We start from the raw sequence: 15,693 nt of genomic DNA on the forward strand, positions 1-15,693 counted from the left end.
GCCTACCGGCTTATCCACCCTACGAAACTATCCGAACCACGGATGCACACGGATGGACACAGATGAATCCACCCTCCAGCCGGACACATGCATGCCCCCCTGGCGCGGCCAACCGTCCGCTGGACAGCTCCCTATCCCGAATCCGTGTGTATCCGTGTCCATCCGTGGTACTTCCTCCACCATAGGACGCCCCGTGGGCGCCATCGGCGGGCACGGCCCGCCCTATGGAGGGCAAATCAAACAGCAGAGACGGAGATAGGCGCCGGTGCGTCCATCGATTTGAGTTCGACACCCGCCTTGGAGATTATTGGGAACCCCCGTTCAAGCGCAGATATCTGTCAAGATCGGCTTCCCGGTCCAGATCCCAAAGCGGCTCAAGCTCGCGCCAGGACCAATTCAATTCGCCAAGACGGCGGCGCGTGACGTCCAACACCGCCGGGGTGCTCCAGGGGATCCCGGCAAACAGCTCCCGCGCCACCCGCCTCAGGCCCAGGAGCACATAGCCGCCATCCTCGGCCGGCCCGAGCACCGCATCAGCGCCGGCGTAGAGCCAAGCGAACGCCTGTTCCAGATGCGCCCCATTCAGCACCGGACAATCACCACCGATCAGCAATACCGCCTCTGACCGGGTCAGCGCCTGCCGGGTTGCGAAGGCCATCCGTTCACCCAGGTCGCCCCCTGGCTGGGTATGGAGGCTGATCGAGGGATTGCTCGCGGCTTCCCGAAAAACGCTATGTCGTGTGTCCGGCGCGCACCAGATCTCAACCGGCGCTATGCCCGCGGCTGCCTCCCCTATCATCCGCTCCAGGAGTTCCCGATAGAGCTGCGCGGCACGCTGCTCACCCACCGCGGGAATCAGGCGTGTCTTTACCCGCCCAGGCAGCGGCGCCTTGGCGAAGAGCAGGATACGGCCGCCAGGAAATAGCATCAGCGGTAGCGTTGCGCCAGCCGGGCCGGATCTGCGCCGAAATAGTAGGCCCAGCGCAGACGCCACATCAACAGCACGGTGGGGATGATCCCGGCCTGCTCCCAGCGCCGACTGGAGGTCTGCAGACGCTGCGCCACCACCACCGGACGGGTATGCGCCTTCAACCGCCGGCTGAGCGCGATATCCTCCATCAGCGGGATATCCGGAAATCCCCCCAACCGTTCGAACAGTGCCCGACGCATGAAGATACCCTGGTCACCGGTGACGATGCCGGTCAGCCGGGAACGCCAGTTCATCAGAAACTCAATGATTCGAAGTGCCGGGCCCCGTCCTGAAAGGACGACATCGAATCGCCCCCAGGGTCGGCCCGATGCGGCGAGTGCGGCCTGGATCAAGTCGGGAAAATCGGCACGGATGACGCTGTCGGCATGGAGAAACCAGAGGATCTCACCGCTGGCGGCCCGGGCACCCGCATTCATCTGTTTGGCACGTCCCGCAGCCGAGCCAATCAGTTTATCTACCAGCGGGGCCGATAACGCCGCGCTGTCATCAATGCTGCCCCCGTCCACCAGCACCAGTTCGACACCGTCGGCCCGGGCAGCCTGCAACGTCTCCAGCAGCTGAACAATGGACTCCGCCTCGTTCAGGCAGGGAATGACCACGGAAAGCTTCCCAAAGGCACTCATTCAACGTCACTCATTCAGCGTCATTGGCTCAGCGCCCCACCGCAGCTGCTCCCCCGTCCGGCGGTACAGCCGTAGCAGTGTTCGGCAATACGGATCGCCCAGCCCTCCAGCTGTTGCTCGGTCACCTCACGGAGATGGATCTTGTCCCTCCCCTCGCGGGATATGGGCATCCGCAGCATCTGATTGAAATCGCAATCATAGAGATAGCCCTGCCAATCGACGCTCAGCAGATTACGGCACATCACCGTATCCAGGTTATCACTGCTGTAGGCGCTCTTCAGCAGGGCCAGATAGTCGTGAAACTCCCCCTTCGACAGCAGCATGCTGCCAAAGCGACTGATCGGCATATTGGTAATGGTGAAGAGCCGATTGAACCGGATGCCGTGATCCCCCAGGAGGCGCTGCTTGTAATCCGCTTCGAGTCCGTCCTGCGAGGGCGGAAGAGCGGGACCCAGGGGATTGTAGACGAGATTGAGCACCAGCCCGCTCCCCGCCTGGGCGTATCCCAGGGCGTTCAGCTGTTTGAGTCCACGGATACTGGCATCATAGGTGCCGGCGCCGCGCTGCTGGTCCACGTTCTTCTGCAGATAACAGGGTAGCGAGGCCACTACCTCAACCCGCTGCTCAGCCAGGAACCGGCCCAGGTCTGTCTGCCCCGGCTCCTGCAGAATGGAGAGATTGCAGCGATCGATGACTTTGACACCCCGTTCTCTCGCCGCTGCCACCAGATAGCGGAAATGCCGGTTCAGTTCCGGGGCACCGCCGGTCAAGTCGATACTGCGTATCCGCTGCCGGTCGATAAACCGCAACACCTCGTCGATAGTCTCCCTCTCCATCATCTCCGTTCGGCTCGGTCCCGCATTGACATGACAGTGCTTGCAGGTCTGATTGCACTGATAACCCAGATTGATCTGAAGGGTCTCCAGACGCCCCCGGTTGATGGCCGGAAAGGTGGTGGGTGTCAGCAGATGTGCGGTATCCAACATAGAAAGCGTGCCTCGGCCAGCAATAGTTAATATTCGTAGTTTACGATAATCGGCACTTCAACAAATACCGTTTCGGCAGCGGGAACCCGCCAAAGTTGCCAAGCAACCCGTGGACAATGCTAAAATGCGTTTCGCTCGTCGTCCACCGCATTCACGGCAGGAGGACTTCCGCACCGCCCCCGTAGCTCAGCTGGATAGAGCGCACCCCTCCTAAGGGTGAGGCCACACGTTCGAATCGTGTCGGGGGCGCCATTTTCGTTCCACGCTCCGGAATAAGGACCCGAACAGGGGTCAATCTATTTCATCATTGAGTAAACAGGGGATTGTGTTGTCCACCAACACGCCATTCAGGGGGAGTGAATCCGCTTCCATACTCACTTCGATGGCGGACGCCGGCACGCTGGCGGGGGATGGTTTTGGCCGCGCCCGCAGGCGTGCCAGAACCTCCGACAGGACACGCTCAAGTTCGGTATAGGCCCTAAGCTGGGCCAACTGGTAGTAACTGGTCTTTTTCTCGTTCAACAGTGCCAACCGGGCATCAAAATAGGCCACATCCGCTTCCAGCGAACTGACGGTGAGCCGCACCCACTTTTTCTTCTGTTTTTTTTCCGATTCCTGCATAAAAAGGCCTGATTAGCAATGAACGTCAGCTACGCGTACCGGACCGGAGCATCAGCACTCGTCATTCCCGCGAAGGCGGGAATCCAGGGTTTGCTGGTACCTCGAGTTGCGGCTGGATTCCGGCCTGCGCCGGAATGACGAAACTTGGCTGACCTTTCTTTCTAATCAGGTAAAAAGGTGCCGCTTCCGGGGAAGATTCAAGGATTTTCGCCACACACTCCGAGAGTATAGCGCCCCGCCCGAATAAAACCCTAACTCCATGAATAAGTGTGATTTAGTTCAATGCGGGCAGTTTTACCACAATGTGCAGACGCACAAACTTCCAGGTTTTTTTGGACGATTATACTAATTATATAAAAACACTTTAAAAAAGTGCCTCTTATGCTACTATCCACCTACTCGCTCTCCCAACCACAAATAATAGGCCGATCATCCAAATGAGCGCACTTTTGGAGTTGTTACGCACCACATCTGCCCTCTCCGGCGGTAATGCCGCCTTTATAGAGGATCTCTACGAACGCTATCTGCAGGACCCGAACAGTGTCGACCCTGCCTGGAGAGTGCGTTTCGACAGCATTATCAAGGACTCGGCGAACGAAGCACCGGATATTGCACACGGCCCGGTGCGATCGAATTTTGCCCGTCTGGCACGGGAGAAGCGCCCGGCCTCACGACAGGCCGCCGAGCGCATGTCGCCGGGGGCCGCTGAAAAACAGGCGGCCGCACTGCGTCTGGTCAACGCCTGGCGTGTCCGTGGACATCAATATGCGACGCTGGACCCGCTGCGCCTGCGTGACGCCGAAGATGTACCCGACCTGGACCCCGCTTTCCACCGTCTCGGTGAAGCGGACATGGACACGGTATTCAATACCGGCTCACTGTTTGCGCCCGACCGCATGCCGTTGCGCGAGATCATCAGTTTCATAAAAGAGGTGTATGGCGGCAATATCGGCACCGAGTACATGCACATCACCGACACCCGGCAGAAGCGCTGGATCCAGAAACGGGTTGAAGGGTCCAAGGCCAGGGCGGACCTGAATTCGGACGACAAAAAGTGGCTGCTGACCCTGCTCACCGCGGCCGAGGGCCTGGAAAAATACCTGCACACCCGCTATGTCGGTCAAAAGCGTTTTTCCCTCGAGGGTGGCGAGTCCCTGATCCCGCTCCTGGATGAACTGATCCAGCGCGGCGGTCAGGACGGCATCCGCGAAGTGGCCATCGGCATGGCGCATCGCGGACGCCTCAGTGTGCTCACCAATATCCTGGGTAAGGCACCCGCCGAACTGTTTGAAGAGTTTGAAGGCAAGAAGACACCGGAGCGCTACAAGAGCTCCGGCGACGTAAAATACCACATGGGTTTCTCCACCGACATCGAGACCCCCAGCGGCTTCACCCACGTGGTACTCGGCTTCAACCCCTCGCATCTGGAGATCATCAGCCCGGTAATCGAGGGTTCCGTGCGCGCCAGACAACAGCGCCGCGAAGACCGGGAAGGCGCCAAGGTGCTGCCCATCCTGATCCATGGTGACTCGGCCTTCGCCGGTCAGGGCGTGGTGATGGAGACCTTCCAGATGTCCCAGGCCCGCGGCTACAGCACGGGTGGTTCGATCCATATCGTAATCAACAACCAGGTCGGTTTCACCACCAGCAACCCGCTGGATACCCGTTCCACCCTCTACTGTACCGATGTGGCCAAGATGGTGCAGGCGCCGATCTTCCATGTGAACGGAGACGATCCCGAGGCGGTGATTTTTGTCACCCGCCTGGCCATGGATTATCGTCAGCGCTTCCACAAGGATGTAATCATCGATTTGATCTGCTACCGCCGCCATGGGCACAACGAGGCCGATGAGCCGGCGGTGACCCAGCCGATGATGTACCAGAAGATCCGGCGGCTGCCGACCACCCGGTCAAACTATTCCGATCAGCTGATCTCGGAAGGCATCGTCACCCCCGAGCAGAGCCGGGACATGGTGGAGGATTACCGCTCCTCGCTGGAACAGAACTCCAGGGTCGCCCGCCCGACCCTGACCGACCTGAACTACCCGTATCATGTCAACTGGGCGCCCTACCAGCATATCGACTGGGAACACCCGGCCGACACCACCATCAGCCAGGAAAAACTGGCACGGCTCGCCAGCCGGCTGCTGGCGGTACCGGAGAGCTTCGAACTCCACCCCCGCGTCAACAAGCTGATCGAAGGACGCCGCAAGATGGCCACGGGTGATCAGCTGGTGGACTGGGGTTTCGGTGAGTGCCTGGCCTACGCCTCGCTGGTTGATGAAGCCATACCGGTGCGGCTCTCCGGTCAGGATTGCGGCCGCGGCACTTTCTCCCACCGCCACGCGGTACTGCACAATCAGCTGACCGGCGAGGGCCACACGCCACTGCAGCACATCTCCGAAGAGCAGGCCAATTTCCTGGTAATCGATTCACTGCTCTCGGAAGAGGCGGTGCTCGGCTTTGAGTATGGCTACGCCACCACCGAACCCAAGGCCCTGACCATCTGGGAGGCGCAGTTTGGTGACTTCGCCAACGGCGCCCAGGTGGTGATCGATCAGTTCATCAGCTCCGGCGGTGCCAAGTGGGGGCTCTATTGCGGCCTGGTGATGTTGCTGCCCCACGGCTATGAGGGCCAGGGCGCGGAACACTCCTCCGCCAGACTGGAGCGTTACCTGCAACTCTGTGCGGAACATAACATGCAGGTCTGTGTACCGACCACACCCGCCCAGGTATTCCACATGCTGCGCCGGCAGATGCTGCGGCCGATGCGAAAACCCCTGATTGTGATGTCACCGAAAAGCCTGCTGCGTCACCGTCTGGCCACCTCGGCACTGGATGAGTTTACCAAGGGCGAGTTCCAGCCTGTCATCGGCGAAATCGACGATCTCGACCCGAATGAGGTGGAGCATATCGTGGTCTGCTCCGGCAAGGTCTATTACGAACTGCTGGAGGCGCGTCGCGCGCGGGGAGTGCGCAACGTCGCCATCATCCGTCTCGAGCAGCTGTATCCGTTTCCGCGCGAGATATTCGACGTCATAATCGACCAGTACCCCCAGGTCGACCGGATCATCTGGTGTCAGGAAGAGCCACAGAACCAGGGTGCCTGGGATCAGATCAAGCACCGATTCCATACCCTGCTCGACAAGGGTAAACACCTTTATTACGTAGGGCGGCCAGCCGCTGCCGCGCCTGCTGTCGGGTACTACCCGATTCACGTCCAACAACAAGAGACCCTGATCGATGAAGCCCTTACCGGCAACATCAATCCCTCAATGAACCGAAGGATGCCTGCATAAATGAGTACTAATGTATCTGTACCGGCGCTGCCGGAATCTGTCGCCGATGCCACCATTCTTGCCTGGCACAAAAAGCCGGGCGATGCCGTGTCACGTGACGAGAACCTCGTGGACCTGGAGACCGACAAGGTTGTGCTGGAAGTACCCTCCCCGATCGACGGAATACTCGGCTCCATCAGTGCGGCGGAGGGCGACACCGTGCAGGCAGGCGATCTGCTGACGATTATTCAGGAAGGCGGTGCAGCGCAGGCCCAGGCAGCGACAGCGGCACCCGCCACGCTCGAAGCGGCTACCGATGAAGAACCGGTACTGACCCCGGCGGTACGCCGGCTGGTTAAAGAGAAGGGTATCGACCCCAAGGATGTCGTCGGCACCGGTAAAGACGGCCGCATCCTCAAGACCGATGTCACCGCCTATATTGAAAGCCTGGAGGCAGCCGCCAGCAAGTCGGCGGCACAGCAGAGCACCCGGGAGAGCGAGATCACCCAGACCGGCATCGAGGGCGACCGCCCAGAACAGCGCGTACCGATGACCCGCCTGCGGGCGCGCATCGCGGAACGTCTGCTGGAGGCACAACAGAATGCCGCCATCCTGACTACCTTCAACGAAGTGGATCTGCAGGCGATCAACGATCTGCGTAAAAACTACAAGGACAAGTTCGAGAAAGAGCATGAAGTGAAGCTCGGCTTCATGTCCTTCTTCATCAAGGCCTCCGTCGAGGCGCTGAAACAGTTCCCGGCGGTCAACGCCTCCGTGGACGGCAAGGACATCATCTACCACGGTTATTACGATATCGGTATCGCCGTCGGCTCACCCCGCGGCCTGGTGGTGCCCATCCTGCGCGATGCCGATCAACTCGGCTTCGCCGACACCGAGAAGGCGGTGCGGGATTTCGGCAAGAAGGCCAACGATGGCTCACTCACCTATGAGGAACTGACCGGCGGCACTTTCACCATCTCCAACGGCGGCGTATTCGGTTCCATGCTCTCGACGCCGATCCTGAACCCGCCGCAGAGCGCCATCCTGGGCATGCACACCATTCAGCAGCGCCCGATGGTGATCAATGGCGAGATCAAGATCCGCCCGATGATGTACCTGGCCCTCTCCTATGACCATCGTATTATCGATGGCCGCGAAGCGGTGCAGTTCCTGGTGACCATCAAGAACATGCTGGAAGACCCCACCCGCCTGCTGCTGCAAGTCTAGGAGCCTGTCCCGATACGGGCGGAACAAGAGCCGGAGTCCCCGCATGGGGGCTCCGGTTTTTTTTACCCGGATGTTTTCCGGATTCGCACTGATCCCACCTGACTCCGAAAACCGATCATAGGGCGCCCCATGGGCGCCGTCGGCGGGCACGGCCCGCCCTATGGTTCCCGAACATCGCTGGCGTAGCATGACCATGGGTCTCGGGGCTTCATGCGTGTGCACGATGATGTTGGGGTTCGTTCCTCACCCTAACAGACTTGCACCGATCTCGCTTGACCCCAGTTGTCCGCTGTACGCGGCGCGCCCCTGGATCCGTTTGCGGCTATACTCCCCCCATCGCGTTGGCAAATAATAAACAAATTCAACGGTCGTGCCTGGCAGTCCATGCTGAAAAAAACAGTGCTTCCCACCATTTTCGTCATCCTCGCCTATGGGTTCTGGTTGAGCGATGATTTCAGGGAGATATCCGCCGGCATCGCCATCTTCATGTTCGGCATGTTGTCCCTCGAACAGGGTTTCCGTAACTTTACCGGCGGCATGCTGGAACGGCTGATCGACAGAACCACCTCCAGCCGCTGGAGAAGCCTCACCCTCGGTATTGTCGCGACTTCCATCATGCAGTCCAGTTCGCTGGTGTCGGTGATTACCATCTCCTTTCTCAGCGCCGGCCTGCTGACCCTGATTGCCGGCATCGGCATCATCTTCGGCGCCAATCTCGGCACCACCACCGGCGCCTGGCTGATCGCCGGATTCGGACTGAAGGTAAATATCGCCGCCTATGCCATGCCGATCCTGGTATTCGGCGTGCTGCTGCTGTTCCAGAAGGCGAAAAATCTCAACGGATTGGGCTATATCCTGCTCGGTCTCGGCTTCCTGTTTCTGGGCATCCATTATATGAAGGAGGGCTTCGAGGCGTTCAAGGAGACGCTCGATCTCGCCGAATATGCGGTCAGGGGTTATCCGGGCCTGCTCCTGTTTACCCTGATCGGTGCCCTCGCCACCTTCGTCATGCAGTCCAGTCACGCCACCCTGGTACTGATCATTACCGCCCTGGCGGCCCAGCAGATCAGCTATGAGAATGCCCTGGCACTGGCCATCGGCGCCAACATCGGCACCACCATCACCGCCATGCTCGGTGCGATCAGCGCCAATGCCCAGGGCCGGCGCCTGGCCGGGGCGCACCTGCTGTTCAACCTGATCACCGCCCTGATCGCCATCCTGTTTATCCATCAATTGAGCGCTGCCGTTGATGAGATCAGCCGGCTGAGCGGTATCCGCGACGACGATTACACCCTGAAGCTGGCCGTCTTCCATACCCTGTTCAACCTGATCGGCGTGCTGGTCATGACACCGCTGATGGGCCCGCTGGTGGCACTGCTCAACAGAACGATCAAGGAGAAAAAACCGGAGATCGACCAACCGAAATACCTGACGGATTCCGCCATCGATTTCCCGGAAACCGCCGTCAAGGCGGTGCTGCAGGAGTCACTGCATGTCTATGACAATGCCCAGGGCATCCTGATCCACGCCCTGGGTTTCAGGAGACCGGAGGTGCTCTCCACGCTGAACCTGCTGGAGCTGGCCGAAGCGCAGAACAAGCTGACCCGACTGGATATCGACGCGGCCTATGAGCGCAGCATCAAGGGCCTCTACAGCGAGATCGTCGCCTTTATCAGTCGGGCCGATTTCTCCTGGCAAATGGAACAGTCCGCCGATCTGCATCACCTGCGCGAGGCCAACCAGCAGGTAGTGGAGGCGATCAAGGATGTTAAGCATCTGCAGAAGAACATGGTCCGCTTCATCAATTCAGGCAACCGGCCGATGCGTCAAGCCTACGACCAGTTGCGCAGCCAACTCGCCGTCATCATCCGTAAACTTGAAGAGATTAGGCTGACCGATACCAGTGATACCGCCATCCTCTCGCTGGATGCCCTGAAACTGATGATCAAACAGACGCATGAGGCGTTCTACCTGTCGCTGATCGAGATGATACGAAATCACCGGATCATGCCGGAGATGGGCACCTCGCTGATGAACGACAGTAACTACAGCTACAGTATCGCCATGAATCTGGTACGCGCGGCCCAGACCCTGTTTGTCTCCGGCCCAAGGGACCTGGCACAGGCGGTTCGCACCATTGCCCTGGATGATAATGAACTCCAGGCGGTATCCGACCAGCACCAGGTCAAGGAATCCGGGCAATAAGGATCTGGAAAGAAATAACTGCCGCATATTGCGCCGGGCTTTCTCTTAACTTCAAGGGGCGTTTGCCTTCAAGGCACGGCAAGGCGCGCATAGTCGTTCTATGTAAGTCTTGCCGTAACGTAGAAGGCGGACGAAAAGACCAGCAAGATACGGTAGTTATTTATAGACAGATCCTAAACCCTCGATCACCGGGAACAGCATCAGATGAAACGGAAAAAGCTTTTACAGAAACTGGCGGATTACCTCAGCCTCGATCAACGCAGCCTGCGCAACAAGCGGGCAAAGATGAAGCAGGTGCTGAAACAGCTACGGGAGAAGGAGCGAAAACTGAAGAAGCACCTGGGGCATGAACAGGATCCGTCCCGGCAGCAGCAACTGTCACGGGAACTGGACATTTTGCGGGCACAACGCCACAAAGGCATCAACGTACTCAGGGATCTGAAATAGGCCAACAGTCATTTGGACAGTCGTCCATTTTTAAACTGATTTCTCCCCCTCCCAAGCCAATCAAAGGTATAATGGCGCCTCAGATAACCACCTCATCTGGGAACAACCATGACCACAATCAAGCAAGACGATCTCATCCAGAGCATCGCGGATGCCCTGCAGTACATCTCCTACTACCACCCGGCGGATTACATCAAGGCGTTGACCGGTGCCTGGGAGAAGGAGGAGTCGCCGGCGGCCAAGGACGCCATGGCCCAGATCCTGGTCAACTCAAGAATGTGCGCCGAGGGGCATCGCCCCATCTGTCAAGACACCGGCATGGTGACCGCCATGCTCAAGGTGGGCATGGAGGTGCGCTGGGACGCCGGTATGAGCCTGGAGGAGATGGTCAACGAGGGTGTGCGCCAGGGCTACAACAATCCGGACAACGTACTGCGCGCCTCGGTGGTGAGTGACCCCGCCGGCACACGTCTCAACACCCGCGACAACACCCCGGCGGTGATCCATACCCGGATCGTGCCCGGCGACAAGCTGGAGATCAGCCTGGCCGCCAAGGGCGGCGGCTCGGAGAACAAGAGCAAGTTCACCGTGCTCAACCCCTCGGGCAGCCTGGTGGACTGGGTACTGAACACGGTACCCACCATGGGCGCCGGCTGGTGCCCCCCCGGCATACTCGGCATCGGCATCGGCGGCTCGGCCGAGAAGGCGATGCTGCTGGCCAAGGAGTCGCTGATGGAACATATCGACATCCACGAATTGATGGCGCGCGGCCCCGCCAACCGGGTCGAGGAGTTGCGCCTGGAGCTGTTCGAGAAGGTCAATGCCCTGGGCATCGGCGCCCAGGGCCTGGGCGGCCTGACCACCGTCCTGGACGTAAAGATTCGCGACTACCCGACCCATGCCGCCTCGCTGCCGGTGGCCATGATCCCCAACTGTGCCGCCACCCGTCACGTCGAGTTCACCCTGGACGGCAGCGGCCCCGCCGTACTGGCACCGCCGAAGAGCTCGGACTGGCCCGAGATCAGCCTGGCCGGCGGCGCCGGCGCCCGCCGCGTCAACATCGACGGCATCACCAGGGAGGAGATCGCCAGCTGGAAACCCGGCGAGAGCCTGCTGCTCTCGGGCAAGCTGCTGACCGGCCGGGATGCGGCCCACAAGCGGATCCAGGACATGCTGGCCAGGGGGGAGCCGCTGCCGGACGGGGTCGATTTCAACAACCGCTTTATCTACTACGTCGGTCCGGTCGATCCGGTGGGCGACGAAGTGGTGGGACCGGCCGGCCCCACCACCTCCACCCGCATGGACCCGTTCACCGAGATGATGCTGGGTGAAACCGGACTGATCGGCATGGTCGGCAAGGCCGAACGCGGCCCGGCGGCCATCGAGTCGATCAAGAAACACGGTGCAGTCTACCTGATGGCGGTGGGCGGTGCCGCGTTCCTGGTATCCAAGTCGATCCGCGCCTCGCGCATGGTGGCGTTCGAGGACCTGGGCATGGAGGCGATCCGCGAGTTCGAGGTGGAGGACATGCCGGTGACCGTGGCCGTGGACAGCCAGGGCACCTCGGTGCACCAGACCGGACCGGCCGAGTGGCGGGTAAAGATCGCCGAGCGCTGAACACGCAGACCAACAAGACACTTCGAGTGGGCACGCTTTTTGTGCCCACCCGAAGCCACTCCCATGAGGTCGCCGGGAGAAACCGGTCAAGTTGCCAGTTTCTACCAGACCGGAAAACTCACCTCACCCTTGCAGGGTTTGCCACTGCTCCCGGGTGTAGGTCTTGATCGACAGGGCGTGCAGTTCATCGCTCTCCAGTTGCACCTTGACCGTGGCCATCACCATGCGCTGCTTCTGGATTGGGCTCTTGCCCTCGAACTCCTCGCTGATCACCACCGCCTCGAAATGCCGACCGTCGCCGGTCACTACCGCCTGACACCCGGGCAGGCCGGACTCGATCAGTTTTGCAATCGCTTCAATTTCCATTACTGCTTCCTCGAAAGAATTTAGGCCGATCATAGCGCATCGGATCAGCCGGTTTAATAGTGGCCTGGCGGGTATATTCCCTCCAACCCAATGGTTCGATCAATCGCCCGACAACACGCAAATATACGCAGGGGTCGGAGTCAAGTCGCGCACCGGCAGCGGGACATGCTTCCGGGTCCGAGCGGCTTGACTCCGACCCCTTCCCGCCGACCTCGGCGACCCCTCCAGTTGTCTACAGCTCCCGGGTGGCCAGGAAGCGGATTTTCGGCCAGCGCTCCTCGGCCAGGCTCAGGTTGACCCGGGTCGGGGCCAGATAGACCAGCTGGTCATCGCCATCCAGCGCCAGGTTCTCATGGGCCTTGACCTTGAACTGCTCCAGCATCTTGGGGTCGTCGCACTCCACCCAGCGGGCGGTGCTGACACCGACCGCCTCGACGATGGCCTCGACGCCGTATTCCCCCTTCAGCCGGTGGGCCGCCACCTCGAACTGCAACACCCCCACCGCGCCGAGGATCAGGTCGTTGTTCTTCAACGGCCGAAACACCTGGGTGGCCCCCTCCTCGCAGAGCTGCAACACCCCCTTCTGCAGCGCCTTCAGGCGCAGCGGGTCCTTCAGCACCACGCGCCGGAACAGCTCTGGGGCAAAATAGGGAATACCCTCGTATTTCAACTCCTCGCCCTCGGTGAAGGTATCGCCGATCTGTATCGTGCCGTGGTTGTGCAGGCCAATGATGTCTCCCGGCCACGCCTCCTCCACATGCTTGCGCTCATCGGCCTGGAAGGTGATGGCGTTGCTGATCTGTACCGTCTTGCCGATACGCACATGGCGCATCTTCATGCCCTTCTTGTAACTGCCGGAACAGACCCGCATGAAGGCGATGCGGTCGCGGTGCGCCGGGTCCATGTTGGCCTGGATCTTGAAAATGAAGCCGGAAAACTTCTCATCCGCCGGTTCCACCAGGCGCTGCCGGGTCTCCCGGGCCCGGGGCGGCGGCGCGTACTGGACGAAGGCGTCCAGCAGCTCCTTGACACCGAAGTTGTTGATTGCCGAGCCGAAGAATACCGGGGTCAGTTCACCGCGCAGATAGGCCTCCAGGTCCAGAGCATGGCTGGCGCCGCGCACCAGGTCGATCTCCTCACGCAACTCCTCGGCCATGTCCCCCAGCACCGCGTCCAGGCGCGGGTTGTCCAGCCCCTCAATCAGTTCCCCGGCCTGGATCTTACCCCCGTGGGTGGCGGAGAAGAGGTGGGTAGTCTCGGTACGCAGATCGAACACCCCCTTGAGCCGCTTGCCCATGCCAATCGGCCAGGTCACCGGGGCGCACTTGATCTCCAGCACCTGTTCGATCTCGTCCAGGATATCCAGGGCGTCGCGCCCCTCCCTGTCCAGCTTGTTGACGAAGGTGAGGATCGGTGTGTCGCGCATGCGGCACACCTCCATCAGCTTGATGGTGCGCGACTCGACGCCCTTGGCCACGTCGATCACCATCAGGGCGGAATCCACTGCGGTCAGGGTACGGTAGGTGTCCTCGGAGAAGTCCTCATGCCCCGGGGTGTCGAGCAGATTGACGATGCCGTCTCCGTAGGCGAACTGCATTACCGACGAGGTGACCGAAATGCCGCGCTCCTTCTCCATCTCCATCCAGTCCGAGGTGGCGTGCCGGGCCGCCTTGCGACCCTTCACCGTTCCGGCCATCTGGATCGCCCCACCGAACAGCAGCAGCTTCTCCGTCAGCGTGGTCTTACCGGCGTCGGGATGGGAGATGATGGCGAAGGTGCGCCGCCGTTGCAGTTGCTTGAGAAGTTCGGACATGGGGGATCTGCTACTTGCTGACAAAAGCGGGATTATACAGTAATTCATTGCCGCTAAGGTGCGAACCCGGCAAAACACAAAACGCAGGAATTTCTACAACGCCTTGGCCAATAGAATGGCATCTTCCCGCCCCTTGTCCACGGGGTAGTAGCCGCGCCGCAGGCCGATCTCGTTGAAGCCCAGGGACTCGTACAGGCCCAGCGCCACCCGGTTACTGGCACGCACCTCCAGGAACACGGTATCGGCCTCGCGCTCCCGTGCCTGGTTGATCAGGCGCTGCATTAGCCGGCGCGCCAGCCCCTGCCCCCGCACCTCGGGATCGGTGCAGATATTCAGCACATGGGCCTCGCCGGCCGCCACCGACATGACGGCGTAACCGACAAGCCGCTGGTCCAGGAAGTAGCCCCAGCAGATATAGCCCACGCGCAGGGAGTCACGGAAAATGCCGGGGGTCCAGGGGTGATCGTAACAGCGGTGCTCCACCGTCATGATGGCGTCGACATCGCTCTCCCTGAGGGGGCGAATGCGCAGCAGCGGGTCCCGGAGTATGGCGCTCAAGATCTGGGTTCTCGGAATGGCCGGTTCACTGAATGAGTCTGGCAGCCTTCTGCAGATCCTGCCACGCCTTGGCCTTCTGCTCAGGGGAGCGCAGCAGGTAGGCCGGGTGATAGGTGACCACCACCGGGATACCGTTGAATTGATGTTGCCCGCCGCGCAACCGCCCCACGGCCTCATCACGCTGCAACAGGTTCCGGGCCGCCACGGCACCGACCGCCAGGATTACCCGCGGCTTGACCAGCGCTACCTGACGCTGCAGATAGGGGGCGCACTGCAGCGCCTCCTCGGCCCGTGGATCGCGGTTGCCCGGTGGCCGGCATTTGAGGATATTGGCGATATAGACCTGTTCCCTGCCCAGGCCGATCGCCTTGAGCATGGCGTTGAGCAGCTGCCCGGCGCGCCCCACGAAGGGCTCGCCCTTGCGGTCCTCGTCGGCCCCGGGCGCCTCCCCGATGATCATCAGATCGGCATCACGCCGACCCACGCCAAACACCGTCCGGGTACGGCTCTTGTGCAGTTCACAGGCCTCGCAGTGAGCAACCCGGGCCTCCAGCCCCGCCCAGTCCAGGCGACTCACCCCGTCATCCATGAGATCCGCGTCCCCGAACCGATCGGCATGATCGCCCTGGTCGACCGCGGGCAGGTATTCATCCGCCGGCGGCGGCACCTCATCCAGCCAGGAGGGCGGTTCGTCCGCCGCCGACGGTGGCGGTTCCGCCCGCACCACCGGCCTGGGCGGTGACAGCGTTGCAGGGGGTGGCGGAGTCCGCCTCTCCGGAGCCGCCGCCCGACCGATGCTGTCCGGCTCGACATGAGCCGACTCAATCATCTTCGGTTCCATATTGTCGGGCCCGATGCTCTCCGCTTCGGCGACCGCCGACCTGGGGATCCAGTTCTGGATCCCCATGGCCCGCAGATACTCCTGTCTTTGCGCTTCGTTCATCGCCTTGGGGTCCGAAGC

Annotated in this window: 13 protein-coding genes and 1 tRNA gene; 6 read left to right on the plus strand and 8 right to left on the minus strand. The window is 60.8% G+C overall.

Going from position 1 to position 15,693, the window contains the following annotated elements; genetic code table 11:
• Positions 1 to 304: 304 nt before the first annotated feature.
• The 3 genes from NPX02_RS00320 to arsS are packed head-to-tail and all read right to left on the minus strand — an operon-like array spanning position 305 to position 2,600.
• Positions 305 to 928 (minus strand): TIGR04282 family arsenosugar biosynthesis glycosyltransferase, encoded by a 624-nt coding sequence (locus NPX02_RS00320; RefSeq protein WP_260291112.1) that lies wholly within the window; start codon positions 926 to 928, stop codon positions 305 to 307.
• Complete coding sequence (locus NPX02_RS00325) at positions 928 to 1,614, minus strand: TIGR04283 family arsenosugar biosynthesis glycosyltransferase (RefSeq protein ID WP_260291113.1); 687 nt, start codon at positions 1,612 to 1,614, stop codon at positions 928 to 930. Before NPX02_RS00325 ends, NPX02_RS00320 begins: the two co-directional genes overlap by 1 nt.
• A 20-nt stretch (positions 1,615 to 1,634) precedes the next feature.
• The gene (gene arsS, locus NPX02_RS00330) at positions 1,635 to 2,600 is read right to left on the minus strand and encodes an arsenosugar biosynthesis radical SAM (seleno)protein ArsS (RefSeq protein WP_260291114.1); all 966 of its coding nucleotides are present in this window, start codon (positions 2,598 to 2,600) and stop codon (positions 1,635 to 1,637) included.
• Between the two features lie 175 nt (positions 2,601 to 2,775).
• On the opposite strand from arsS, the gene NPX02_RS00335 reads away from it, so the two are divergent.
• Positions 2,776 to 2,852, plus strand: a tRNA-Arg gene (locus tag NPX02_RS00335).
• Between the two features lie 39 nt (positions 2,853 to 2,891).
• Here NPX02_RS00335 and NPX02_RS00340 read toward each other — a convergent pair.
• Positions 2,892 to 3,221: a hypothetical protein gene (locus NPX02_RS00340; protein WP_260291115.1), complete on the minus strand. Its 330-nt coding sequence runs from the start codon at positions 3,219 to 3,221 to the stop codon at positions 2,892 to 2,894.
• A gap of 437 nt (positions 3,222 to 3,658) precedes the next feature.
• Here NPX02_RS00340 and NPX02_RS00345 point away from each other — a divergent pair, with 437 nt between their 5' ends.
• The 5 genes from NPX02_RS00345 (at position 3,659) to NPX02_RS00365 (ending at position 11,995) form a co-directional block, all read left to right on the plus strand.
• Positions 3,659 to 6,520: a 2-oxoglutarate dehydrogenase E1 component gene (locus NPX02_RS00345; RefSeq protein WP_260291117.1), complete on the plus strand. Its 2,862-nt coding sequence runs from the start codon at positions 3,659 to 3,661 to the stop codon at positions 6,518 to 6,520.
• Complete coding sequence (gene odhB / locus NPX02_RS00350) at positions 6,521 to 7,726, plus strand: 2-oxoglutarate dehydrogenase complex dihydrolipoyllysine-residue succinyltransferase (RefSeq protein WP_260291118.1); 1,206 nt, start codon at positions 6,521 to 6,523, stop codon at positions 7,724 to 7,726.
• Between the two features lie 384 nt (positions 7,727 to 8,110).
• The gene (locus tag NPX02_RS00355) at positions 8,111 to 9,931 is read left to right on the plus strand and encodes a Na/Pi cotransporter family protein (RefSeq protein ID WP_260291119.1); all 1,821 of its coding nucleotides are present in this window, start codon (positions 8,111 to 8,113) and stop codon (positions 9,929 to 9,931) included.
• Positions 9,932 to 10,135: 204 nt separating this feature from the next.
• Positions 10,136 to 10,378, plus strand: coding sequence for a hypothetical protein (locus NPX02_RS00360; protein WP_260291120.1), 243 nt, complete (start codon positions 10,136 to 10,138; stop codon positions 10,376 to 10,378).
• A 108-nt stretch (positions 10,379 to 10,486) separates the two neighbouring features.
• Entirely contained in the window at positions 10,487 to 11,995 is a 1,509-nt protein-coding gene (locus NPX02_RS00365) for a fumarate hydratase (RefSeq protein ID WP_260291121.1), read from the plus strand.
• A gap of 123 nt (positions 11,996 to 12,118) precedes the next feature.
• Here NPX02_RS00365 and NPX02_RS00370 read toward each other — a convergent pair whose 3' ends face one another.
• From NPX02_RS00370 to NPX02_RS00385, 4 genes are all read right to left on the minus strand, one after another.
• On the minus strand, positions 12,119 to 12,361 hold the full coding sequence (locus tag NPX02_RS00370; RefSeq protein ID WP_260291122.1) for a BolA family protein: 243 nt from the start codon (positions 12,359 to 12,361) through the stop codon (positions 12,119 to 12,121).
• Positions 12,362 to 12,593: 232 nt separating this feature from the next.
• Positions 12,594 to 14,174, minus strand: a complete 1,581-nt coding sequence (locus NPX02_RS00375; RefSeq protein WP_260291124.1) for a peptide chain release factor 3 — start codon at positions 14,172 to 14,174, stop codon at positions 12,594 to 12,596.
• Positions 14,175 to 14,267: 93 nt separating this feature from the next.
• The gene (rimI, locus tag NPX02_RS00380; RefSeq protein ID WP_260291125.1) at positions 14,268 to 14,732 is read right to left on the minus strand and encodes a ribosomal protein S18-alanine N-acetyltransferase; all 465 of its coding nucleotides are present in this window, start codon (positions 14,730 to 14,732) and stop codon (positions 14,268 to 14,270) included.
• 25 nt (positions 14,733 to 14,757) lie between these two features.
• Positions 14,758 to 15,675, minus strand: coding sequence for a uracil-DNA glycosylase (locus NPX02_RS00385; RefSeq protein ID WP_260291126.1), 918 nt, complete (start codon positions 15,673 to 15,675; stop codon positions 14,758 to 14,760).
• Positions 15,676 to 15,693 lie beyond the last annotated feature (18 nt).

The sequence above is a fragment of the Sedimenticola hydrogenitrophicus genome (assembly GCF_025175675.1).
Classification (GTDB): domain Bacteria; phylum Pseudomonadota; class Gammaproteobacteria; order Chromatiales; family Chromatiaceae; genus Sedimenticola; species Sedimenticola hydrogenitrophicus.

Coding starts and splice junctions, on each gene's coding strand:
- NPX02_RS00325 (WP_260291113.1), bottom strand. CDS start 1,614: ATGAGTGCCTTTGGGAAGCTTTCCGTGGTCATTCCCTGCCTGAACGAG.
- NPX02_RS00345 (WP_260291117.1), top strand. CDS start 3,659: ATGAGCGCACTTTTGGAGTTGTTACGCACCACATCTGCCCTCTCCGGC.
- odhB (WP_260291118.1), top strand. CDS start 6,521: ATGAGTACTAATGTATCTGTACCGGCGCTGCCGGAATCTGTCGCCGAT.
- NPX02_RS00385 (WP_260291126.1), bottom strand. CDS start 15,675: ATGAACGAAGCGCAAAGACAGGAGTATCTGCGGGCCATGGGGATCCAG.
- NPX02_RS00355 (WP_260291119.1), top strand. CDS start 8,111: ATGCTGAAAAAAACAGTGCTTCCCACCATTTTCGTCATCCTCGCCTAT.
- NPX02_RS00370 (WP_260291122.1), bottom strand. CDS start 12,361: ATGGAAATTGAAGCGATTGCAAAACTGATCGAGTCCGGCCTGCCCGGG.
- NPX02_RS00375 (WP_260291124.1), bottom strand. CDS start 14,174: ATGTCCGAACTTCTCAAGCAACTGCAACGGCGGCGCACCTTCGCCATC.
- NPX02_RS00365 (WP_260291121.1), top strand. CDS start 10,487: ATGACCACAATCAAGCAAGACGATCTCATCCAGAGCATCGCGGATGCC.
- arsS (WP_260291114.1), bottom strand. CDS start 2,600: ATGTTGGATACCGCACATCTGCTGACACCCACCACCTTTCCGGCCATC.
- NPX02_RS00340 (WP_260291115.1), bottom strand. CDS start 3,221: ATGCAGGAATCGGAAAAAAAACAGAAGAAAAAGTGGGTGCGGCTCACC.
- NPX02_RS00320 (WP_260291112.1), bottom strand. CDS start 928: ATGCTATTTCCTGGCGGCCGTATCCTGCTCTTCGCCAAGGCGCCGCTG.
- NPX02_RS00360 (WP_260291120.1), top strand. CDS start 10,136: ATGAAACGGAAAAAGCTTTTACAGAAACTGGCGGATTACCTCAGCCTC.